Source organism: Alteromonas sp. BZK5, from assembly GCF_014349115.1.
Taxonomy (GTDB): domain Bacteria; phylum Pseudomonadota; class Gammaproteobacteria; order Enterobacterales; family Alteromonadaceae; genus Alteromonas; species Alteromonas macleodii.
In genome coordinates this window covers 22,166-45,135 of the sequence record NZ_JACSOE010000005.1, presented here as the reverse complement: position 1 = coordinate 45,135, position 22,970 = coordinate 22,166, and the positions used below count along the sequence as shown (strand labels likewise).

General features: G+C 44.4%; 15 protein-coding genes. 7 read left to right on the top strand and 8 right to left on the bottom strand.

What is annotated here, in order from left to right; translation table 11 throughout:
- The first annotated feature begins 37 nt into the window (after window positions 1–37).
- Window positions 38–2,161 (top strand): response regulator, encoded by a 2,124-nt coding sequence (locus tag BIZ39_RS02700; protein ID WP_187446279.1) that lies wholly within the window; start codon window positions 38–40, stop codon window positions 2,159–2,161.
- 52 nt (window positions 2,162–2,213) lie between these two features.
- Here BIZ39_RS02700 and BIZ39_RS02695 read toward each other — a convergent pair whose 3' ends face one another.
- The 6 genes from BIZ39_RS02695 to BIZ39_RS02670 all read right to left on the bottom strand — a co-directional run bounded on the left by BIZ39_RS02695 (window position 2,214) and on the right by BIZ39_RS02670 (window position 13,420).
- Window positions 2,214–3,101 (bottom strand): WYL domain-containing protein, encoded by an 888-nt coding sequence (locus BIZ39_RS02695; protein WP_187446278.1) that lies wholly within the window; start codon window positions 3,099–3,101, stop codon window positions 2,214–2,216.
- A gap of 115 nt (window positions 3,102–3,216) precedes the next feature.
- Window positions 3,217–3,786 carry a hypothetical protein gene (locus BIZ39_RS02690; RefSeq protein ID WP_187446277.1) on the bottom strand — a complete coding sequence of 190 codons (570 nt, stop codon included), beginning with the start codon at window positions 3,784–3,786 and terminating at the stop codon, window positions 3,217–3,219.
- Between the two features lie 16 nt (window positions 3,787–3,802).
- A complete protein-coding gene (locus BIZ39_RS02685; protein WP_187446276.1) occupies window positions 3,803–7,831 on the bottom strand; it encodes an ExeM/NucH family extracellular endonuclease in 4,029 nt (1,342 codons plus the stop codon).
- Window positions 7,832–8,168: 337 nt separating this feature from the next.
- Entirely contained in the window at window positions 8,169–10,817 is a 2,649-nt protein-coding gene (locus BIZ39_RS02680) for a M1 family metallopeptidase (protein ID WP_187446275.1), read from the bottom strand.
- A gap of 226 nt (window positions 10,818–11,043) precedes the next feature.
- Window positions 11,044–12,963, bottom strand: coding sequence for a Cache 3/Cache 2 fusion domain-containing protein (locus BIZ39_RS02675; protein ID WP_187446274.1), 1,920 nt, complete (start codon window positions 12,961–12,963; stop codon window positions 11,044–11,046).
- A gap of 205 nt (window positions 12,964–13,168) precedes the next feature.
- A complete protein-coding gene (locus BIZ39_RS02670) occupies window positions 13,169–13,420 on the bottom strand; it encodes a hypothetical protein (protein ID WP_014976849.1) in 252 nt (83 codons plus the stop codon).
- A gap of 163 nt (window positions 13,421–13,583) precedes the next feature.
- Here BIZ39_RS02670 and BIZ39_RS02665 point away from each other — a divergent pair, with 163 nt between their 5' ends.
- The gene (locus BIZ39_RS02665; RefSeq protein WP_014949893.1) at window positions 13,584–13,988 is read left to right on the top strand and encodes a phosphate ABC transporter substrate-binding protein; all 405 of its coding nucleotides are present in this window, start codon (window positions 13,584–13,586) and stop codon (window positions 13,986–13,988) included.
- Between the two features lie 110 nt (window positions 13,989–14,098).
- Here the strand turns inward: BIZ39_RS02665 and BIZ39_RS02660 are convergent, their stop codons facing one another.
- Complete coding sequence (locus BIZ39_RS02660) at window positions 14,099–15,007, bottom strand: LysR family transcriptional regulator (protein ID WP_014949894.1); 909 nt, start codon at window positions 15,005–15,007, stop codon at window positions 14,099–14,101.
- Between the two features lie 108 nt (window positions 15,008–15,115).
- Here BIZ39_RS02660 and BIZ39_RS02655 point away from each other — a divergent pair, with 108 nt between their 5' ends.
- The 4 genes from BIZ39_RS02655 (at window position 15,116) to BIZ39_RS02640 (ending at window position 20,354) form a co-directional block, all read left to right on the top strand.
- Window positions 15,116–15,982: a type 1 glutamine amidotransferase domain-containing protein gene (locus tag BIZ39_RS02655; RefSeq protein WP_014976851.1), complete on the top strand. Its 867-nt coding sequence runs from the start codon at window positions 15,116–15,118 to the stop codon at window positions 15,980–15,982.
- Between the two features lie 14 nt (window positions 15,983–15,996).
- Window positions 15,997–17,151 (top strand): iron-containing alcohol dehydrogenase, encoded by a 1,155-nt coding sequence (locus BIZ39_RS02650; RefSeq protein WP_014976852.1) that lies wholly within the window; start codon window positions 15,997–15,999, stop codon window positions 17,149–17,151.
- 65 nt (window positions 17,152–17,216) lie between these two features.
- Entirely contained in the window at window positions 17,217–18,323 is a 1,107-nt protein-coding gene (locus BIZ39_RS02645; RefSeq protein WP_014949897.1) for an NADH:flavin oxidoreductase/NADH oxidase, read from the top strand.
- Between the two features lie 147 nt (window positions 18,324–18,470).
- A complete protein-coding gene (locus BIZ39_RS02640) occupies window positions 18,471–20,354 on the top strand; it encodes a putative bifunctional diguanylate cyclase/phosphodiesterase (RefSeq protein ID WP_187446273.1) in 1,884 nt (627 codons plus the stop codon).
- Between the two features lie 146 nt (window positions 20,355–20,500).
- Here the strand turns inward: BIZ39_RS02640 and BIZ39_RS02635 are convergent, their stop codons facing one another.
- The gene (locus tag BIZ39_RS02635; protein ID WP_187446272.1) at window positions 20,501–21,172 is read right to left on the bottom strand and encodes a nitroreductase; all 672 of its coding nucleotides are present in this window, start codon (window positions 21,170–21,172) and stop codon (window positions 20,501–20,503) included.
- Window positions 21,173–21,401: 229 nt separating this feature from the next.
- On the opposite strand from BIZ39_RS02635, the gene BIZ39_RS02630 reads away from it, so the two are divergent.
- Window positions 21,402–22,904, top strand: coding sequence for a catalase (locus BIZ39_RS02630; RefSeq protein ID WP_039225577.1), 1,503 nt, complete (start codon window positions 21,402–21,404; stop codon window positions 22,902–22,904).
- Window positions 22,905–22,970: the final 66 nt, after the last annotated feature.

Below are 22,970 nucleotides of genomic sequence, written 5' to 3'. Positions count from 1 at the left end.
ATTATCTTTTAGTTATCACTGTGCCACTACTACCCTTATGTCTATACGTGTTCGTTATATCGTTGCGTTATTGCTAACCGCTACACTCGTCACTCTTTCTTTTATTGTTCTGTACGAATTAATCAGTGATCAGAAGAAAGATGCTGAAATTATCAATATCGCGGGCCAGCAACGCATGCTTTCACAGCGTATTGCGTTGCTCACCTCTACACCAAACATTTGCGAAGACAGTGAAGAGCAAAGGTATTTGGCGCAATCGTTAGCACGTTTCAAACAACATCATCAACAGCTTGTGTCACTCGATAACCTTCCCGCCTCTATCTCTAATACTTACTTTAACGAAGGCCAGCTCGACAACAAAGTAAACCGATACATAAAAAGCGCCGATCAAATTTTAGATGCAGCACAGTGTCAGCCCACTACGCTTTTAGATATTCAAGCGCTGACATCGCTATTACAACAGCTTGATTATGTCGTCGCGCGGTTCGAGCAAGACGCCACTGCTAGAGTAGATGTGGTTCTTTCGATTGAAGTTTACTTATGGCTAGCCACACTCGCTCTATTATGTATCGAGGCAGCATTCATCTTTTCCCCTATGGAGCGCACCGTTAAACGGTCATTTGCCAAACTAACGAGCTTGAAAGAGCAAGCGGAAAGTTCGGCTGATGAGGCTCGTAGAGTAAGCAAAGCAAAATCAGAGTTTCTTTCAAGCATGAGTCACGAACTTCGCACACCAATGAACGGCCTGTTTGGCATGATCGAGTTGGCCATAGACAACCCTGACAAAAGCAACATCTACCTTAGAAAAGCCGAAACTGCTGGTAGGCAACTCCTTGTGTTAATCAACGATATTCTCGATATATCAAAAATTGAAGCAGGCAAAATCAAAATTGAACAGGCGCCAGTCGACCTATTACAAGTCTTGGACGATGTGGTGTCGTTACAGCGGGTTTACTGCCACAGAAAAGGTCTTGAATTTCATTACTTAAAAGACCCTGACCTACCTCACGTAATTAAAGGCGATATCACTCGTATTTCGCAAATTCTGCACAACTTGTTAAGTAATGCAATTAAGTTTACTGAACAAGGTTCTGTCACGTTAAAGGTCACCTATACCAAACGCCCGAACGGCAATTATTTAAGCTTCGATGTTATTGATACCGGCATTGGTATCGAGTCATCTAAGCTTGATAATATCTTTAAGAAATTTGAGCAAGCCGACCAATCCACCACCCGCGAGTACGGGGGCACAGGGCTAGGATTAAGTATTGCGAAGCAGTTGGCGAAACTCATGCTCGGCGACATCAATGTAACCTCATTTGTAGGCCAAGGAAGCACCTTCAGTTTTACCATGGCAGCGGAAGAATCTCAGCTGCCCGACATTAACGTTGAACCCAGTGCTAATTTGCGCTGTGCGATAGTTGATGACTTACAAACCAGCCGCGAATATTTTGAGCATGTTGTTACCTCCATGTCGATTGTGCCCCAAAGTTATGATAGTGCAAAAGCCTACCTATCAGACAGCCCACTGGCTTTCGACGTTATTATTCTTGATTTGTCTATGCCAGAGATGAGTGGGGTCGATTTGCTAGAACAGTTGAAGGCGATGAACCCAGATAAATTTCCTAAAATCATTCTTATCTCTGCTGAACTGGAACGACTAGAAGATGAAAATGATGTTTCTGAACTTATCTGGCGTACGCATGCTAAGCCCATTAATCGTCGAGAACTTGAGCATGATTTAGGAAGGTTAATTGAGACAAAACCCGTATCTCATAATGATGTTAAAGAAGGCAATAAGAAGAAACGCATACTGCTAGCTGAAGACAACGAAATCAATGCCGAAATCGTGAAGACTATATTGCAGTCAGAAGGCTATAAGTTCCTGCATGTTAAGAACGGAAAAGATGCGGTAGACGTGGGCAAGCGACATCAATTCGACCTTATTTTGATGGACTGCAATATGCCCGTCATGGGAGGAATTGAGGCATCAACAATATTACGCAAGGCATTGGAGGTTGATACACCAATTGTTGCGCTCACTGCAAACGCCTTCGCAGAAGACAAAGAAGAGTGCTTGGCTGCCGGCATGACTGACTTTTTAGCCAAGCCTTTAGACAAAGACACGCTGCTGGTTTGTATCAAGAAATATATCGGTTAGCTGCATGTACTAACACTTAACAAGGTGCTGTTTGGCAGGCCACTTTCACATTTTATACGGTATAGGGTTCTTGCTCTGCAATGTACCCTGGCGCGATGGCTAAATTGTCGGTATTCGCAAGGCTCTGCTGATTCCTAAGCCAAAGTTGATACTCTCCGGTACGTAAGCTTGCATGTTTTGTACAATCAACATTCCAACGTCTAAGCAGATATCCCGCCATGGCAGCCCGCACTTCCAATGTAAGCACGCCTTCTTCCATGGCGTAATCAAGCTCTATTGCGGTAGCATATTTAATATTCTTAGGATGCGGCACAATTTCAAGTGAGATAAATCGTCCCCACTCCTCATCGCAATCTATGCATTCATGGGTTTCAGGTTCTGCTTTAACCGTTACCTTACTAATTCGAGTTAGCACAAAATCTCTGAAACTTTGTGATTTTCTGTCGAATGCGCGAACATGCCAGCGTTGACCATTATCAACAATACTATGAGGCACTAACTCTCTTGCACCACTGCCGCTTGAAAGCGACGTATAGATTACGCTCATCGCCTTTTTGTTCACGATGGCTTGTACCACTTTCGCCACCACAAAAATATCAGGAATATTAAGTGAAGATGCACTTTCAACAGGGAAATGTATGTCACCGATCGCATCAAATCCATCTGATATGTCGTTGGCAAGCTTCACAAGGGTTCGCTTTGCATCGTGTTCAAAAACCGGAATAAAGCTTTCTGTTTGAAAGTAACGTTTTTCCCTTGGATCGTAGACTAAGTTATCAGGGGCGAGCTCTTTGTATAGTGTAAAGTCACGAGAACCAGCCGATAGTCCCACTTCAAAGCGATTTATTAAGTCTTGGCGATGAATAGCCCCCTTAAACAAAAGGCAGAAATCGATATACGCCAGTCGTTGGCGTTGAGAAAAAGAAATGGTTTCTAACATGGTGCGCACTTATTGTATTTTTATTCAGTGTGGTTTATTTAAAGCCGTATGTAAATAGCAATAGAAATAAAAAAGCCCAGCACGTGGCTGGGCTTAAACTTTTAGCCATTAAGGTTTATGACTTCACACGTTTGCGAGCGAAAAACATACCACCTAAAGCCAGAAGCGAATGCGCGAAGGTACCTGGTGCAGGTACTTGAGCGATTTCAAAGCTTGTGCCTTGAGGAGTATCGAGAAATAAATTAGACCCTATGTTATTTGACAATTCAGCTTCAGAGAATGAAAGGTCGACCATTCCGCTTTCTAGCGCAACTAAAACGAAAGAGAAAATATCTACCTCACTTTTGCCCTCTTGAAAAAATTCAACAGGCGCAAACGTAGCACTGGTTAATGACGCTGAATTAGCAGAACTATCGTTGCGAGGCCCAAATAATGGAATCCCAATAGCACCTAGGTCCGTTACTGTAGTTGGGTCAAAACTCACAAACAACGAATCAAACAAAACTGCTATATCATACCCGAAGAAGTATGTCTGAACCCCATTTAATGACAACTCTGAAGCTCTCACTGTTGCTGTAATTGTCTCGCCAACGTTATAAATATCCTTATCTGTTGTAATCGAGATGTAAGCTGCATTTGCATTAAAAGTAGCGGCAGCCATTAATAGTAAAAAGAATTTTTTCATTGTTATTTTCCTAAAATTAAATTGCACAGTTAGCGCGTGTACACATCGCCATTAACGCCTGAATATCGAAGAAGCTAATTTGGCCGTCGCCGTTGAAATCGTAGTTTTCACCCGTTGCTTGCCCTTGCAAAAACAGTTGATAGAAGGCCATGATATCGTTGTAATCCACATCGTTATCACCATCAAAATCTCCAACTGTTACTTCTTCTGGGAAGTTAAGCACTACCACTACTGGGTCGTGATCTGACGAGCGATACGCATCAGCGCCGTAGTAACTAGAAAGCTGGTTTTCAGTCTTATATTCAACGTTATAGTCGAACACACGAGGTTCATCGGCATTAATGTGCCATACCGTTGCATCTACCACATATTCAGTTAATGAAGGGCTTGATAAGGCATGATCGAGATAACCTACTTCGCCGCCGAAGCTATACGAATAAGCGCTGTCGCCATCGAAGAAGTTAACCAAGTTACTGTAGCCAGCCTCTTCAAGCGCAAGGATAGGTTCCTCTTTCGCATAGGCATTCAAATCACCCATTACGATAACGCGGTCAGACAATACATCACTATTTTGCTCAACAAGAGAAATTAGGCCTTGTGCTGCTTGGGTACGCAGTTCGTTCCAACAGCCTTGACCGTCACCTAAATCAGCATTATTGCCTGTAGCACTGCCACAGCTCCCTTTTGACTTAAAGTGGTTTATCGCTAAGGTAAAGTCTTCGCCGTTACTGTTTACGTTAAAGCTTTGTAGTAAAGGTTGACGGTTACCATAGTCAAATGGGGCTTCAGATGAAGTCACAGGGTTGCCCTGTAACGAAACTACAGCAGGCTTATAGATAATACCTACCGCTATTTCATCGCCGCCTAGCTGTGATTCTAATGCAACATAGCTGTATGCATCGCTACCCAGTTCAGCGTTAACGCTGTCAACTAGTGTCGCAATTGCAGAGTCACTGCTATAACCATCGTTTTCAATTTCAACAAGGCCAAGTACATCGGCATTCATCGCTACAATAGCTGCAATAGTTTTCGCTTTCTGACGTTCAAATTCAGCAATTGAATCTGCGCCGCGAGAGGTTGGGAATTCTGGACCGTTGAAGTAGTTAAGCACATTGAAGCTAGCCACTTTTACATCACCGATAGCATTTAGCTGTGGTGCAGCAGTTCGTGGGTTAGTGCCTAGGGTTTGAATATCACCAATAGGGATGAGGTTGTAAGCACCAAAGGCGTAATGTAAAACACCTTCCAAAGCTTCGATACTGTTGCCCAAACGCAGTGGATTGTTGTGGGATAAACCACCTACAGGGAAAGGAATATCATCCAAATTCTGTGATGTTTCTCCGTCGTCAACCAATAAGGTATTTCGTGCATTAATTTCGGCTAGTGCCAACGCTTCTTGTGAACCCGCTACAAACTGATTAGTGGGAATGAATAAGCGTTCTGAAGACACGTTGAATTGACCATAACGTCCAAGATTGTAGACATCAGAAACTTTAAGCGTTTGCTCAAAACTAACATGCATGCCCTCTAGTGCTTCCAAATCAGTTTCAAGGCTAAATGGCATAGCAACAGGTGTGTAAAGCACATTGCTACCTACACCCGTAACCTCGAGTTCTGCAGACAGAGTTAATTGAGTTACACCAAAGCGCTCGCCTACTGTACCTTGCAAACGCACCGCATCCCCTGCTTCCGGCAGGTTGAATGAGCCTGCGTAAACGAACACACCTTCAGAAGTTGCCTGATTATCGTCTGAATCACTTGCTTCTTCCTGAACAAAGAAACCGCTCATGGCTGGTACAACTTTTGTTACTACAGCCTCCACAATGACGTCAGCGCCAACCATTGCTGACTCATCGCCTTCACCTTGAATAGCGCTAATTAAGACTACTTCACCAACTGGGTCAGTTGGGTCTGTAGGATCAGTTGGGTCGGTCGGGTCAGTGGGATCCGTAGGCTCGCTAACAGATCCATTGTGCGAACCAAAATTGTTAAGCGTATCTTTTGGTAGGCTATCCCATTCTTCAAGGGTAAACGCTGGGTTGCGGTTAGGATTGCCTGCTGTTACTGAACTCTTGCGTACCAAAGTAACGTCTTTACCCCAGTTAGTTTTAACGCCGTACGTACCTAGAGCATCAACAACCTGACCGTTAGCGACGAGCTCAATGTAGTCATCGCCATTGAAATTAATCACGAAGCTGCTAATCGTTGAGCCGGCAGTTAACAGTGCATCTGCACTTCCGTGAGCGAATGTTGCTACGCCACCTGCTGGGATTGTGCCTTCAAGTGCTAACACTTTACGGTCAGCATCTGCGGTCTCACCATTGGAGAGTAAAACTAACTCATAACCCGCTAGACTTACCGGTTGTGTCGAGCTATTGAAAAGCTCTATACCTTTATTGAAACCGCCACCTTCGATGTATTCTGAAATGTAAATACTGCTGGTAGAAGGTGTTGTGTCGCCGCCGGTATCACCACCTGTGTCGCCGCCGGTATCACCACCCGTGTCACCGCCAGTATCGCCACCCGTGTCACCGCCAGTATCACCACCTGTACCATCACAACTCTCGTTGAAGATAAGTGAAGCAAGTTCAGGTTTGTCAATAAACGGATTTCGGTTTCCTTGGAATTCATAAACGCGCTCGTTACGACGACGTTCGAAATCATCCACTGGATCACTTTCATGCCATTGAAGCAATACGCAAAGCTTACCAAACGCGGCTTCGCTAGTAGAGGTAAGGCGATTTACTAACACTAAGTCGTCTTCGGTATCACCAGCTGTATTGCCATCGTAACGCACGTCCATGTATAGCATTGAGCGTGCTACATCACCTTTTACTGCGTCACGAGGCTCAAAAGAGTCACCATCAACTCGGTTTAACGGAGCTTCAGAAAGCGCGCTATCACTAAAATCAAAATCTAAGTTGCCGCGCGAGCTATTTACAGAAATATCGGTGGGACGCAGGTGCAGAATATCGCTGTATGCCGTTAGGCTTGAGCTAGGAAAACCATGGCTCTTAGCCCAAACATGTTCGCGATTCCAATTGTCTGGGTTGGTGCTTTGACTACCGCTACCGTTGGTAAACTTGCCTTGTGATATGCCTTTGTAGAACAAGATAACGTTATCGGTGTTAGCAGGATCTTCATCAGTGTAAGTGAGTGCTGTCCACACTTCTGAGTAAGAAAGCGTACGATGACCATTTTCAATGATGTTATGCGCCGTGTCTTTTAACGTTTGCGCACTTTCACCGTTTGCAATAGCTGTGTCGAGAGCTGCGTAATAGTCAGATGCAACAAAGTCGCTGGCTAGGTTAACTGCTTCCAAATCAGGGCAGTTAAAACAAGTACCACTTAAGAAAAGAAGTTCATTTGAAGGTTCACCGCCGTCGTCAGGGTTACCGCCAGTATCCCCACCATCGGTAGTTCCATTTCCACTTACTGAAATACTGTCTAAATTGAGATATTCGGTACCCGAGTTGTTAGCCATGGCTACTTTCAGTTCTAAAGTGCTTCCGCTACCTATCGTTTCGGTCAGTGTTGCAGAACCAAAGTCTTCCTGTACCGTATTCGTTGCCCCTTCTGAAAGCGTAATAAGCTCGAATGCGCCACCATCTAATGAGTAAAATACATCGATGTAGTCTGTCGACTCAAAATTTCCACTTTGAGAAAGCACGGCATTTATGGTGATATCACCGGCACCAGATATATCGATAGACTCGCTCAACCAGACTACTTCACCGTCAGTATCACGTGCTTGCATTGCGCCGCTTTTAACACGGAACCAGTCTGAAGTGGCACTTAGCTCACTCGCTGACACGTCTACTGACCAACGATCAACACCTTCAAGATCAACAATTGCTCCCGCTGGGTCTGAGCCAGTTGCGCCCTTGCCTTGCAGTTCATTTGCTTCGAAGTCCTCTTGCCATACTGTATCTGCAGAGGCATTAATAGAAACAACGCCTAACGACAATGCGCCCGCCAACAACGCGTTGACTACCTTAGCTGATTTCCTCAGCTTATACTTTTGTGTGTTACCCTCATGAATCATTTTGCTTTCCGCTTTTTTGTATAAGGAAGGTATAAATTCTTATACATACGTATATACAGCAAGCACTTAATAAAAATAATAATATAAACGTCACAAACTTTAAAAATCAGAAACTTAGACGTTTAAAATAAACTTACTTATTGATTAACTCTGCTGAACTTTGGTACAGGGAAAGTTGATTTGTCACAATGCGTAAATGTTTCAGCTTTGAAATATTTTAGTGACTCGCCGTGGTGCATGTTACAGTTTTATGAACAAAAAAAGAGCGCCTAGTGGACGCTCTTTCAATTATAACTTTAGGACAAAAAGCGCTGGGTAAACGCCTTTTCGTTGTTGCCTATAACTGCTCGTTTAAGAAGGCGTTAAAGTCTGCCTGAAATGCAGATTTCAGCCGCATACACTGTTGAGACTCGTCCTGCATAATTTCGACACCGCGTGCCATTCCTTGATAGGTCTCGCTAATTGGCGCGTAGAACGCATTGGCCATTTCTAAGTTTTCAGCCGAACAGGTTGTTGAAACAAATTCCGGCATTCTGCTTACATGGTAATCAGGCATTTTTGCTAGTAGCGCGTCTTTATTCTTACTAAGCCACTCGTACAATAGCGTATGATCGTCTAAGTTACGTGCCACTCTCACCACCATATACATGGTATTTGCAGGCGTAATATCATCGGTAAGCGCTAAATCTAACATTTTAAAGACGGTCGCTTTGTCTTCAAAGTACATCGAATACACCAGCGTGCTTTTCACATTTGGCAACTGTGCTTTTTTAAAAGCCTCTACAATTGTATTAAACCATGTGCCCTGCTCGCCTTGTTCACTATTTCGCGTAGCAATTTCAATTGCTGTACCGGCAATACCGGAAGGAACACTGCTAGTATCTGCAAGGTACTGTTTCGCTATTTTAACGCTTTGTTCAACAAGTTGATCATTGTTCGAATGAGTACCCAGTAAGCTGAATAGCTGGTTACGCAGGCGAATGACATCTGCGTTATCCTGCTCACTTTGAGACAAGGTAAGTTTGTTTAACAAAGGCATATAATTTTGATTTAGAAGCTTTGCATATGCGGCTTTATTGTCTTCATTTACTAAATAACTAAACTCAGCTAACACCCCAACAGCCGCACGAATGACCGCAGGGTCATCATCTTTTGCCAAGCTATTAAGCACCTTCATCACACTGTCTACACCTACTTGATCTGCGTTTAACAGCGCCTGGTAGTTGTATAGCACATTTTTCTTTTCACGCTTATTTAGCGCATCAATGTTGTTTAGCAGTGCGTTTAGCTGAGCTGGTTCAATTGACCAACGGAAGTAACCTGTTGCATTGTCATTAGGGAACACCCAGTCTGCTTCAGCAAGCTGAGGTAAAACTGTGGTTTCTTTATCAATAAAAACCACTTCGTTTAGTATTTTTCCGTTTGATTGATAAGTCAGCTTTAAAGGAACTGCCCATGTCTTATCTTCCACGGTCGCGCCAGCAAGGTGAAAACGGGACTGGGTTAATTTGCCATCTTTTGAAATATGAATAAGTGGGTAGCCCGGCTGTTCCAAGTAAGCTTTCATCATGGCGCTTAAGTTGAAATCAGACACTTCATCTAGGGCGCGCCACAAATCATCTGCTACGGTATTACCCCAAGCATGGGTATTCATGTAGTTTTGAACACCTTCACGAAACTTTTCTGTACCAATTAGCGATTCAATCATTTGTAAAATTGATTCACCTTTTGAGTAGTTCAAGCCCAACCCATCCATCACATCTGGCTGACTTTTCACTACTTTTTTGACAGGTTTCACCGTGGGACTAGCATCTGCACCAAATGCTCCCTCTTGTACTATGCGATCGGCGTAGTTCAACTCTGGATACAAGGTTTTCATAGTATGACTTGCAGCCCAAGACGCAAACGCTTCGTTCAGCCATAGGTCATCCCACCACGCCATTGTTACCAAGTTGCCAAACCATTGATGAGCAAGTTCATGCGCAATAACATTTAGCGGTCGTGAACGCTCTGTGACGCTTGGGTTATCTTCTAGCAGTAACAAACTATCGCGATAGGTAATTAAACCTACGTTTTCCATTGCACCGTGGGTAAAGTTGGGTACGGCAACAAAATCCATTTTTTTATAGGGGTACTTGATACCGAAAAAATCTTCTAGCGAGGCTAGGATTTCTGGGATGTGTTTGATAACAAATTTGGTTTTATCGGCATACCCTTTTGGAACGTATATTTTTCCTGGCACCGACAGCCCAGAAATTTCAGCACTATCAAAAGGCCCTACGGTATAGGCAATAAGATAAGTCGGCATGGGCTTAGTTTTTTCAAACACTACGGTTTTTATGCCGTTTTCCACTGTCACCTTTTCAACAGGTGTATTACCCACTATTTCCTGATGTTCAGGAGAACTGATGGTCATTTGATAAGGAATTTTGAAGTTTGGCTCATCAAAACTTGGAAACGCTTTTCGCGCATGCATATCTTCAAACTGGGTAAATATATAGTTGGTCTCTTCAAAACGTGACAGATACATGCCATCTGAAGACGTGTTCACTTTCCCTTCAAACGTAATCTCTAACGTATACTTCCCAGGCGCAATCTCATTTTGCGATTCGCCCCAATTGATGTCGTATTCTTCAATCGTAACATTTAGAGGAAAGCTGCTGCTTCCAGACACTAAACGCGCAGAAGTTACGGTCAAATCTTGCTGATAAAAGCCCACTTTCTTAGTTGGGGTTTTAACCGTTACATCAATATTCGTTTTTCCAGAATATGTAGGGTTGTCAGGGTCTATATTTAAGTGAATGCGTTGAAAAGTGGGAGCGATTGTTGACGGTAAGCGGTATTCAACATCAGCAAGCGTCTTTTTCGCGGGAGATACGACTGCAGATGCAGTTTGCGCTTCTTGCGCCACTACTGCTGTTGTCGATAGCGATGTGAATGCAAAAACACTCGCAACCACACCAGCTAGTGTAGATAGTTGTTTCATTATGGTTTATCCATGTTATGGGAAAATCCCTATATTCATCCATGGGTAAGAATAAATATCAAAAAGGGCCTTAGCAATCTAAAGCCCTTTTGGCATTGGTTCAAATTGTTACTATTCATGTCAACCGCAAGAATTGTGCATTTCAGCGTACATTGACTCTGGCGATTTATCTTGTTTCTGCTTCGCTGCCTGCTAACAGCCAAGTCGATTGAATAAGCCAGCAACTCTAGAAATGGTATCGTCGCAACTGCATTTGCATTTGCTTAACTTGCTGAACTAAGGCTTCACAGTTATCTACCACTTCTTTTGCATAGGTAGTATTGGCATTGCCCACCTGTTGAATACTGCTTACCCCTTTATTAACATCGTTAGCAACCTCTGTTTGTCCTTCAGCCATTGTGGCAGCGTCTCGGTTTAACGTTGTGATGCGTGCAACAGCGTCAAGCGCCTGCTTTAACGAATCGCCAGCATGTTTTGTGGTGTCCACGGTTTTATAGGCGGTTTCTTTATTTTGCTGCATTTTTTCAGAAGCCACGCGGCTACCTTGCTGAAGGCGTTCAATCATATTGCGAATTTCTTCCGTGGAAGACTGCGTTCTGCTTGCTAGCGAGCGGACTTCGTCAGCGACAACGGCAAAGCCACGTCCCTGCTCACCAGCGCGAGCCGCTTCAATAGCTGCATTGAGCGCAAGTAGATTCGTTTGCTCTGCGATATTCCTGATAACTTCCATTACACCGCTAATTTCTTCACTTGCCTGAGCCAACTCAGTGATAACCTGTACTGACGCGTCCACATCGCTTGCCTGAGACTGGATGTCTTTAATGGTTTGCGCCAGAACGCTTACGCTGTTTCGCGTATCTTGATCGGCAGCGTGTGCCGCTTCACTTGAACTGCGAATGGTTGACGACACAGTTTGTGCATTCTGCTGCATTAATGAAATGGCGTTATTAATTGACTCCGTTTCTCGGCTAAGTTGTGAAACGGTATCTTTGGATTGCAAAGCTGTTGCATTTAACCTTTCTGACTTTGCTAGCATGTGGTCGGTGGCTTCGTCCACACTCTGCAACGTGTCTTGTAACTGGCTAAGAAGCCCATTAAACGCTCTTGCCATGGTGCCAAACTCGTCGCTTCTTGATGCCTGAAAACGGAACGTTAAATCTCCCTCACCAGAAGACAAGTTGTTTACTACCCCAATGAATTCTTCAAGTGGCTTGCCAACAATATACTTAACGAGCAACCAAATGGTGATCAAAATTCCCACGCTCGCCAATACGATTTTAAGTACAACAACCAACACAGAGCTTCGAACCATAGCCGATTTTTCTGACGTCGACGCCACTAATATAATATCGTACCCCCAAGGCGAAAACGGTACCACTTCTACAACCCAGTCATCATTAGGTTGAAGGGCGTCGGCCACCTGCCGATCATTCACATGTGCGGAATGCATGCGAATGTTACCTTTTGCATCACGAAGGGCAACAAAGCCTTCTTTTAGCACGTGACTTTGCTTAATGGCTTGCTCTAATACGTTAAGGTCGGCTGAGTATCCCACATACCAGATGCCCACAACGTCACCACTGCTGTTAAACATTGGCTCGTAACCTGTTAAATAAGGGCTACCCAAAATATCAACCGCACCGTAATACGCTTCCTGCTGATTAATCTTTTTGATCGCCTTGCCATCAGGGGCCAACTTAGTGCCAATCGCCCTCTCGCCATTTTTAATGACATTGGTACTCACGCGAATATAGTCGTCTCCTGTTTTACTAAAAAGCGTGGCGGTGCCTCCCATTACGCTTGTCAGGTTATCGACCAAATCGAATGTGTTGGCTTGCTCCGCATTGCCCAACCTTAGCTGCCGAGCCTGCGTATTTTTAACGGAAACAATATCGGTTTGATTGGGTTCACCGATTGCCTCACCTCGTTGCTTAAGCAACGCCATACTGCTTTTGACGCGTTCAAGCATGATAGAGTCAGTCACAGTAAGAATATTCACTAAACGATCGGCGGTGTTCTTCTTTTGCTCTTGAACAAGGTTTGAAACATTTGAGGAAGTGGTGATAACCGTTGCCACGGCAACAATTAAAGCGAACAAAGCGATAACAGCAGAAATAGAAAATAGAAACTTTCTTTGAATGGACATTTATCATCTCGATGTGTAGACGTTTAATACAAAGCCATTCCGTTGCGCTTTCTAACCTCAGCCTTAAATTTTTTACCAAACAGCACAACGGCTTGAGGCTGTAATCCCTTTATATTAATTTAGGCAAAAATTACGTAAGAGCAAATTATCCAAACGTTTATATTTTAAAAAAGTTGTCCAATTAACAACCGATTATCAGTCTGTGCTACTTCATGGTCACCTTTGTGCCAACAATTTTCAGTGCCGGTGCACCTCGAATTAAGGCATTTCTTGCAAACTGTGCGTCACAAGAAGGACATATTCCTTCTTCATGAGTAAAGTCCTCAACTATTCTCTCTTTAAAGCATTTAACCAACGCGCCTTTGCCGCCTTTTCGATATTTAAATAGCTGGAATTTGCACTTGGAGCAATAAATTTGCACGGTTCTGACCGGCCCTTTTGCATTAGGTTTTGCCATAATTTCTCTTTGTATGTTTTAGGATCCTTCAAATTTCACCTTTTGTCGAAATGCGACAAATTGTAAATCTCGGTTATACTTTCGTGAGGGCGCGTCGCCCTTGGGTATAAACCACTAGCATGCTTGCCTCGATGTTAGCGAGTTAAGAACGAAGGTAATATCAATGAAGATAGTTGCAGCCCTGTGCTTTTTAATGTCGGCGCCGATTTATGCCGGTACAGCCGTGATAATAAATGCCAATAACAATTCTGGGATCGATATCGATACCGTCAAGAAAATATATTTGGGGAAAGTAAAAGCATTTCCCGATGGAAGTCGCGCAATTCCCCTTACCTTCGAACAAGGTAATAATATCAGAGACGCTTTTAATAATAATGTGCTTGGAAAATCTGAATCACAATACTCTGCATTCTGGTCGAAGCTTGTGTTTACTGGCAGAGGCACACCACCTGAAATGATAGCAACTGAGGATGAGATGTTAAATCTTGTCGCGACCAACCCCAATACCATAGGTTTTGTGGATGAAGGTAAAGTTGATGGCACGGTAAAAGTTGTCGGTACATTTTAGGGCCTGCTGTTGTTTAATATTCAGCAAAGACCAACAAGCCCTGGTTATTTAATCTAGGAACAATTGGCGACGCCTTGTCTAAATGCGTCGCCCTTTTTAGGCGTCTAGCTTCAATCAGGAAGTGTCGAAAGATAGTTAATGTTTGCAAAAGCCATTATGACATCTTTGGCGAAGTCGACCCTAGGATGACGAAGCGCTCCCTTTTTCCACACTAAATAAACATCATTTTCTGGGCCTGGCTTGCCCAGCGCGACCAATTCGCCTTTTGCAATACCTTCTTTACATAAGTAGTCAGGCAAAACGGAATAACCAATTCCCGCTTTGATAATACTACTTATTGCTCTTATATCGGGGCAAACAGCCGCGACAGGCGACTCACACGCGGCATTAAATACCTCCGAAAAGTATCGCCGAACAAGCGGTAACTGTTCATCATACGTCACTACTTTATGTTGGTTTAGTAGCGCTGCCGATATTTCTCTTTCTCCCAGCAACTTTCCCTGCACACGGTTCATCACTAAGATTAAGCGCTCTTTATCTAACTTCTGATATTCATACATCGCATCAGTGGGCTCAGAGGCCGTAATGGCAAGTTCCGCTACATCGTTCTCCAACAAATGATAAATATTACTTTTGTTGCCGGTATGGATCACTAAATTCACTTTATCGGCCTGAAGCAAGTTAGCGAGTGCCGGACCTGCCACCAGACTGAGATACTCCGCAGGGCCCGCTAGGTGTAACGTGCCGTGATCGGTGGAAGCACGACTGCGAATAGAAGCCACTTTCTGCTCTAACGTATCAATGTGACTGGCGACTTGCAGCGCCAAGTCATCAGCGATAGCCGTTGGCTCAACGCCTCTCGCTTTTCTTATGAACAACTCTTTACCGACAATATTCTCCATGGCTTGTATGTGAGAAGTGACCGCTGGCTGAGACATATGAAGGCGAGCTGCAGCACGTGTAATGTTGCCGCTTCGATAAACTTCTACAAAGGTTTTTAACTGTGTTAAGTAAGACATAATCCCTACCCATCAGATTTTTGATGACTCATCACAATTTATCTGACTTCTCGATGTAAGCCAACCTCTCTAAGATACACGCACTTTCTAATGCGACAGGAGCTGCACATGAAATCAGCATCATCAATTTTATCGCTCGCCATTATTGCGGGTTTATCACAGTCGGCCTATGCGGCAGACGTTAAAGCTGCGAATGCCGGTAAAGGCGAAATACTTGTACTACTTTCAAGTGAAAATGTAATGCAACTTGCAGATGGCAAAACAGAGCCTACAGGCTATTACCTTAACGAGTTTGGTGTGCCGGCAAAAGCATTGGTAGACGCAGGCTACAAACTGGTATTGGCCACGCCAAAAGGCAATGCGCCATCTGTAGATAAAAAGTCAGTAATACCGCAATACTTTGATGGCGGCGAATCGCAAATGCGAGACATTCAAACGTTTGTAGCGTCAATAGAAGGCATTGATGACACGCTGTCATTGAGCGAAGTGATTGGACAAGGGCTAGAAGAGTTTGAAGGCGTATTCATTCCAGGCGGTCATGCACCGCTTATCGACCTAGCAAACAATCCTCAAGTGGGTGAAATTTTGTCTCACTTTCACAATGAAGGAAAACCTACTGCCGCTATCTGCCATGGCCCAATCGCCTTACTTTCTGGGCAATCTAACCCGCAGGCATTTGAACTGGCATTGAAATCCGGTGAGCAAGCCTCATCTGAGAGTTGGATTTATGATGGCTACAAAATGACAATCTTCTCCACACCGGAAGAGGCCTATTTTGAAAGCACGTTAAACGACGCAACGTTATTGTACTACCCAGCAGACGCCATGGCGCAAGCGGGTGGCAAGATGGAATTCAAAGAAATGTGGGCGCCCAATGTAGTAGTAGACCGTGAGCTTATTACAGGCCAAAACCCGTTTTCTGATGAACTGTTAGCTGAAAAGCTTTTACAACAGTTAAATTCACAATCTAATTAAGGACAGGCAACACTATGCTTAATTTTACGTTTAAGAATCAAACCGAAATTTTGTTCGGCAAAGGGCAACTAAGTGAAGTGTCTTCACGTTTGCCGAAACAAGCAAAAGTCCTCTTCCTCTACGGTGGCGGCTCAATTAAGAAAAATGGTATTTACGATAAAGTAACGACTGCACTAGCAGGTGCTGAAGTTATTGAATTTCAGGGTGTTGAACCAAACCCAGAATTTGAAACACTGATGAAAGCTGTGAATGTCGCCCGTGAAAATGACGTGAACTTCATTCTTGCGGTTGGCGGTGGAAGTGTTATTGATGGCGCGAAATTTGTAGCTGCTGCCGTTAACTTTGCAGGCGATCCGTGGGACATACTTGTTAAAGGTGCAGCATTTGAAAATCCATTACCTATTGGCGCAGTACTTACTTTACCTGCGACAGGGTCTGAGAGTAACGGTAACTCGGTAGTAAACAGAAAAGAAACGTCGCAAAAACGCGCGTTTTCTTCTGAAACAGTTCAGCCTGTTTTTGCCGTACTCGATCCTGAGTTCACCTATTCACTTCCACCACGTCAAGTATCAAACGGCGTGGTTGATGCTTTTGTTCACGTGATTGAGCAATACCTTACCTACCCTGTAAACGCACCGCTTCAAGACCGCTTTGCAGAAGGAATCTTACAAACCTTAGTTCAAGAAGGTCCTAAAGCGTTAGCGACGCCTGAAGATTACGATGTGCGTGCAAACGTAATGTGGTCAGCAACAATGGCGCTTAACGGATTAATCGGTAAAGGTGTACCGCAAGACTGGGGCACACATATGATAGGTCACGAACTTACTGCGTTACACGGTTTAGATCACGCCGTGACCTTAGCAATTGTTCTACCGTCGTTAATGTTCGTGCAGCGTGACAAAAAGCAGGAAAAAATTCTGCAGCTAGGTGAGCGCGTGTTTGGCATTCAGGAAAATGACAAAGAAAAGGCCATCGACTTAACCATAAAAGCGGTTCAGGACTTTTTTGAAACTATGCAGGTTAAAACCCGCCTGTCAGACCACAACATTGAAAAGTCTGCCATTGATGGGCTAATCGAGAACCTTGAACGCAACGGCTTAACAGCGCTTGGCGAGCATGGTGACATCGATCTTGCTAAAGCCCGTGAAATTCTAACTCTCGCGGCATAACCCCTAGATTCTAAAGCACTCAGCCTTCGCTGAGTGCTTTTTTGTTTATTTAGAAAGAGAGAAATATGACTGCATTATTTGAACAATTTTCGTTAAAAGACGTGACGCTTCGCAATCGTATTGCTGTGCCTCCTATGTGCCAATACTCTGCAGAAGATGGGTTTACAAACCAGTGGCATGAAGCAAACTACCAGTCATTTGCCCGAGGCGGTGCTGGATTGGTTATCGTTGAGGCAACCGCCGTCTCGCCAGAAGGACGTATCACGCCAAATTGCTTAGGTATTTGGAAAGATGAACACGTTAGTGGCTTAAAAAATGTTGCTGATCGTATAAAAAGCCAAGGCGCTGTTGCTGGAATTCAAATTGCACATGCCGGGCGCAAAGCGAGTGCTAACCGCCCTTGGGAAGGTGATGACCACATTCAGCCAAGTGAAGAAAAAGGGTGGCAGCCTATTGGACCTTCGGCAGAAGCCTTTGGGGCACACTTACCTGTTACGCCTACAGAAATGACCAAAGCCGATATTGAGCGCGTTAAGAGTGACTTTGTGAAAGGTGCCCAGCGCGCGCTTGAAGCTGGATTCGAGTGGCTTGAACTGCATTTTGCCCACGGTTATTTGGCTCAAAGCTTTTTCTCGAAGCACGCCAATAAGCGTACCGACGAATACGGCGGTGATGCGCAAGGCCGTGGCCGATTCTTACTTGAAACACTGAGCGCAGTGCGTGCGGTTTGGCCTGAAAACCTACCGCTTACCGTACGCTTTGGCGTTATCGAATACGATGGTGATGACGAACAGACGTTGAGCGAGTCTATCGAACTTGTAAAACAGTTCAAAGAAATTGGTACTGATTTCGTTAGCGTTAGCGTTGGCTTTAACACACCTGATGCGAATATTCCTTGGGGCCCGGCTTTCCTTGCTCCAATTGCTAAAAAGGTACGTGATGAAGCCGGAATCCCGGTTGCTACAGCGTGGGGAGTAGACACACCAGAGCTCGCCAATGATACCATTGAAAACCAACAACTTGACGTTGTTATGGTAGGTAGAATGCATCTTACTAACCCACACTGGTCTTATTTTGCAGCGAAAAAGCTAGGCGTTGAAAAACCATCTTGGGTAATGCCTGCACCATATGCACACTGGTTGGAGCGTTACGCACCATCAGACGAAAGGTAGTTATTGACTTTACAGGCAGCAGTGTGTTCGAGCACTGCTGTGTTTTTCCTCGTCTTTTGCCAATAACGTATAACGTTGCGTCTCTGTACTTGCTTTTTTCCAAGTTAGGTTTAAGGTTGCTATAAACCTCCTTCAAGATTTGGAAGAATGCAGGTTAAAGATTTTTTTTCCTCATCAGCAAAGCTTGCTGATCTAACGTCACTCCGAAGGCGCCGTGTCATTCAAATAAGCGCGGTAACAGGCTTCGGGCTTTTCGCTTCGTCTCTGGTCGCGAGAGGCATAACTTTTGATATCTTTTTACTGGGCTTGTTCTCATTAATCGTCACTGGCTCGCTCGCATACAAGTATTACGTTACCACCAGCAGTTACCTACTTTTAGGCGCTATGTCGTCAATGCTGTTTGCCCTATCCGCAACAGGTGCAGGCGTATTTGATATCGCCATGATTGGCTACCCTGGCGTCATCATATTTGCGGCTTTATTAGGTGGAATTGCCCTATTTGGCACCGTTTTATCTTTAGTGCTTCTTCAGTGCATTACGCTTACGTGGTTGATTATGCACGATGTAGTAACACCAAACCCGCCTATTTTGAGCTGGTCTCACGTGCTCTTCATCATGGTTATTTACGTTATTACGGGCTTCAGCGTTTTTATTTTGATACAGGATATTCGTCGGCTTATGCAGTCACTGCAGCAAGAGGTGTCTAAAGTTGAGCAAAATAGAGCACATATCCAGCACTTAGCACATCACGATCCGCTCACAAACTTGCCAAATAGGATTTTGGGCGAGCGACTTTTCAACGAAAAGCTACGCGAGAGTGAAGAAAAAGGGCTTCAGCTCGCGCTGCTGTTCATAGACTTAGACAACTTTAAACCCGTGAATGACGCTCTTGGCCATGCTGCGGGCGATCGGTTTCTTCAAAAAATATCTCAAACCATCACCGACCACCTATCCACAAAGCAAAGTTTAATACGCTTCGGTGGCGATGAGTTTATTGTTTTGGCGCCAGAAATATCAGACAAATCTGAAATCGATGACTTATGTAAGAACTTAATTACGTGGTGTTCGAACGAATTCGAAGTGCTGCAAACCAAAGTGGTAGTCTCGGGTTCAATTGGTGTAGCACAAGCGCCTTATGACGGAATTAAATTTAAACAGCTGTGCCGAAAAGCTGATATTGCCATGTACGAAGCGAAACGCAACGGCAGAAATAGATACGAATACTATGACGTGCGCTTTGACGAAGAAAACGATGAAAAATTCACACTTATTCAGCGTTTGCGCCCGGCCGTACATGCCAATGAATTCGAGGTGTACTACCAACCCTTGATAGACCTTGCCTCTAACGAGGTTCAAGCAGTAGAGGCGCTTTTGAGATGGCCTCAGAAAGACGGATCAATGATATTCCCCGACAAGTTCATACCTTTAGCGGAAAGCAGTGGCCTGATCATCCCTCTTGGTGCGTGGGTGTTAAACCAGGCTTGTGAATTTTGCGCTAAACAGCATGAAAACGGTCATACTAATCTTACGGTTGCCGTAAACTTATCCTTTGCACAATTCAAAGATGGTACGCTCCCTGCGGTCGTTGAGCAGGCCTTGCAAAACTCACAACTAGCACCGCAATTTTTAGAGCTGGAGCTAACTGAAACCATACTCGCGGATGAAAATGGCACCACTGGTGAACAACTCGAAGCCATTAAATCGTTAGGCGTGCACTTTGCTATTGATGATTTTGGTACCGGTTACTCTAATTTAAATTATCTACAGACATTTAGCGCTCGCAAACTCAAAATAGACCGCATTTTTATCAACACCTTAGGCATTGGGGAAAACGACGCACCTTTAGTTGCAGCAATAATCAGCATTGCCGACAGCCTTGGCATGAAAGCGGTAGCTGAAGGTATTGAAAGTAAACCCGCTTTAGAAAAGCTAATAAAAATGGGATGTGACTTGGGGCAAGGCTATTATTGGAGCAAGCCACTCCCCGCGCCCGAGATAGAACGATTTTTAAGTAATCATCCAACAAAGTAACCACTTACACTAAAAATTCGGAAATGTTCCGTTGTGAAGGCACCGTTTTAGAAGCTCATGATATTTCAAACGGACATTTTCATGCCGATGGCTTAACGCAGCATTGGCTTGCTGAAAAAATAACAATCTGCCTAAATCGAAAAACGCTAAAACCCGTGATACGTCACAAACTCTTCGTTGTTGGCGCGAGTTGAGCGAACCTCGTTTGCAGCGAACTCTGGGTCTGGATAGCCTAAAGCTATGCAAATCATAATGGCCTCATCATCAGGGATGTTAGCGTGCTTGTGTACAACATCGGACTGCATAATGCCCTGACCATTGATAACACAACCAAGCCCTAAGTCCCATGCAGCTAGCACAATGCCATACGCCAGCGACCCTAAACCAAACTGGGTGATCCCTGCTGGCTCTAAAGCCTTGTCATAGGTAAGCACCAAAGAAACGGGTGCATCAAACTGCCTAAAGCCGCGCATCATCCAATCCATACGCTTCTCCTTGTCTTCTCGGGTTATTCCCATTACGTCGAACAGCTGTATGGCTACATCAATTTGACGCTGACGGTGAATCCCCTCGTAGTCCTCTTTGTAGGGAAAGTCTCGAACGTGCGGTTTACCTTCAAGTGTATTTTTGGTGTTGCCTTCACGAATTTTATCAAGCACGTCGCCTGTTACTGCATGAATTTTCCAGGTTTGCGTGTTATAGGACGATGGCGCCCACTTCGCTGCGTTGATAATCGCGTTTACTGTTTCCTTAGTAACGGGCTGTTTAGTGAACCCTCTAACACTCTTTCTTGATGCTGCAAACTCGGCAAAATTCATACACTTCCTTAAACGCGGTAATTGAACTTGTTAAGTTAGAGTAAACACGACGAGTTTGCTCTTCAATAGGTGGCAAACCTAATTCAGATTGTTTGTTTTTATAGATATATATAGAAGTTTGTAAACCCTTTCATTTAGCAGTGCGTAGCAAAAGCATGTCATGAGTCAGGCACACATGATGTTTATGGAAGTTTGGCTTTCAAAAAAAGCATACGAAAGGAGTTTTATAATGGCTAAGAAACCGCAATTAACCACGTCGGCAGGCGCCCCCGTAGTAAGTAACGAAACCACTAAAACAGCAGGAGAGCGCGGCCCCGCCCTCTTACAAGATTATCAACTAATCGAAAAGTTAGCGCATCAAAACCGCGAACGAATTCCAGAACGTGTCGTTCACGCGAAAGGCTGGGGTGCACAGGGCACATTTACGGTCACGCACGACATTACCGATTACACATGCGCTGACTTATTCTCAGAAGTGGGTAAACAAACTGAAGTATTAAGCCGGTGGTCTACGGTAGCAGGAGAATCAGGCGCAGCTGATACCGAGCGTGACGTGCGAGGCTTTAGCTTGAAGTTTTACACACAACAAGGCAACTGGGATATGGTAGGTAATAATACTCCTATCTTCTTCATTCGCGATGGATACAAGTTCCCTGACTTTATTCGTACGCAAAAACGCCATCCGAAAACTAACCTGCGCTCACCAGAAGCCATGTTCGACTTTTGGGCTGCACAGCCAGAAAGCGTGCACCAAGTTACCATTTTAATGTCAGACCGTGGTATTCCGGTGTCACCTATGCACATGAACGGCTATGGCAGCCACACTTTCAGCATGTGGAATAAGGAAGGCAAGCGTCATTGGGTGAAGTTCCATTTCAAAACTCAACAAGGCATTAAAAACTACACCAATGAAACGTCTGAAAAAATCATTGGAAGCACTCGGGAAAAATATCAAGAAGAGCTATATAACGCCATTGAAGAAGGCAATTTCCCAAAATGGACAATGTACATTCAGGCCATGCCAGAAGAGGAAGCAGGACAGCAAAGCTATAACCCGTTCGACCTAACCAAGGTGTGGCCGCACGATGACTATCCGCTTATTGAAGTTGGCGAACTGGAAATGAACAGAAATCCAGAAAACTACTTTCAAATGATAGAAAACGCAGCATTTAGTCCGTCAAATGTTGTCCCTGGTATTGGCTTTAGCCCTGACAAAATGCTTCAGGCTCGCATATTTTCTTATGCTGATGCCCATCGCTATCGTTTGGGCACACACTATGAAGCACTCCCCGCTAACGCGCCGAAAAATAGCAAGGTAAACCACTATCACAAAGACGGCGCAATGCGCTTCTTTACCAATGATTTTGGTAACCCTGACGCCTACTATGAGCCCAATCAATACGAAGGTCCGGTGGCTGACTTTTCAGTGAAAGAGCCTCCGCTTCGCATTGATGGAGACGCTGATAGATATCATCAAGATGAAGCAGATGTGGATTATGTGCAGCCGCGAAAATTGTATGAGATGTTTTCTGATGATCAAAAAGAACGGCTGTATAAAAACTACGCTGCCGCAATGGGCCCGTGCTCAGATAGCGTAAAAGAGCGTTGGTACGCCGTGCTAGAAAAGGTACATCCAGACTACGCCGCAGGCGTACGAAATGCGGTAGAAAGCTTAGATACCGACGTAAATACGGTACCGATTACTGAAAATACCCCTATCGAAGATAGCTAAACGCTATTGTTGTAAGGTATCGCGGCCCAGCAGTTTTCTCTTACTGGAATCTGCTGGGCTCCACAA

What these genes read in the sequence shown, in the direction of transcription:
- BIZ39_RS02700 (WP_187446279.1), top strand. Translation starts at nt 38, where the DNA reads ATGTCTATACGTGTTCGTTATATCGTTGCGTTATTGCTAACCGCTACA.
- BIZ39_RS02695 (WP_187446278.1), bottom strand. Translation starts at nt 3,101, where the DNA reads ATGTTAGAAACCATTTCTTTTTCTCAACGCCAACGACTGGCGTATATC.
- BIZ39_RS02690 (WP_187446277.1), bottom strand. Translation starts at nt 3,786, where the DNA reads ATGAAAAAATTCTTTTTACTATTAATGGCTGCCGCTACTTTTAATGCA.
- BIZ39_RS02685 (WP_187446276.1), bottom strand. Translation starts at nt 7,831, where the DNA reads ATGATTCATGAGGGTAACACACAAAAGTATAAGCTGAGGAAATCAGCT.
- BIZ39_RS02680 (WP_187446275.1), bottom strand. Translation starts at nt 10,817, where the DNA reads ATGAAACAACTATCTACACTAGCTGGTGTGGTTGCGAGTGTTTTTGCA.
- BIZ39_RS02675 (WP_187446274.1), bottom strand. Translation starts at nt 12,963, where the DNA reads ATGTCCATTCAAAGAAAGTTTCTATTTTCTATTTCTGCTGTTATCGCT.
- BIZ39_RS02670 (WP_014976849.1), bottom strand. Translation starts at nt 13,420, where the DNA reads ATGGCAAAACCTAATGCAAAAGGGCCGGTCAGAACCGTGCAAATTTAT.
- BIZ39_RS02665 (WP_014949893.1), top strand. Translation starts at nt 13,584, where the DNA reads ATGAAGATAGTTGCAGCCCTGTGCTTTTTAATGTCGGCGCCGATTTAT.
- BIZ39_RS02660 (WP_014949894.1), bottom strand. Translation starts at nt 15,007, where the DNA reads ATGTCTTACTTAACACAGTTAAAAACCTTTGTAGAAGTTTATCGAAGC.
- BIZ39_RS02655 (WP_014976851.1), top strand. Translation starts at nt 15,116, where the DNA reads ATGAAATCAGCATCATCAATTTTATCGCTCGCCATTATTGCGGGTTTA.
- BIZ39_RS02650 (WP_014976852.1), top strand. Translation starts at nt 15,997, where the DNA reads ATGCTTAATTTTACGTTTAAGAATCAAACCGAAATTTTGTTCGGCAAA.
- BIZ39_RS02645 (WP_014949897.1), top strand. Translation starts at nt 17,217, where the DNA reads ATGACTGCATTATTTGAACAATTTTCGTTAAAAGACGTGACGCTTCGC.
- BIZ39_RS02640 (WP_187446273.1), top strand. Translation starts at nt 18,471, where the DNA reads ATGCAGGTTAAAGATTTTTTTTCCTCATCAGCAAAGCTTGCTGATCTA.
- BIZ39_RS02635 (WP_187446272.1), bottom strand. Translation starts at nt 21,172, where the DNA reads ATGAATTTTGCCGAGTTTGCAGCATCAAGAAAGAGTGTTAGAGGGTTC.
- BIZ39_RS02630 (WP_039225577.1), top strand. Translation starts at nt 21,402, where the DNA reads ATGGCTAAGAAACCGCAATTAACCACGTCGGCAGGCGCCCCCGTAGTA.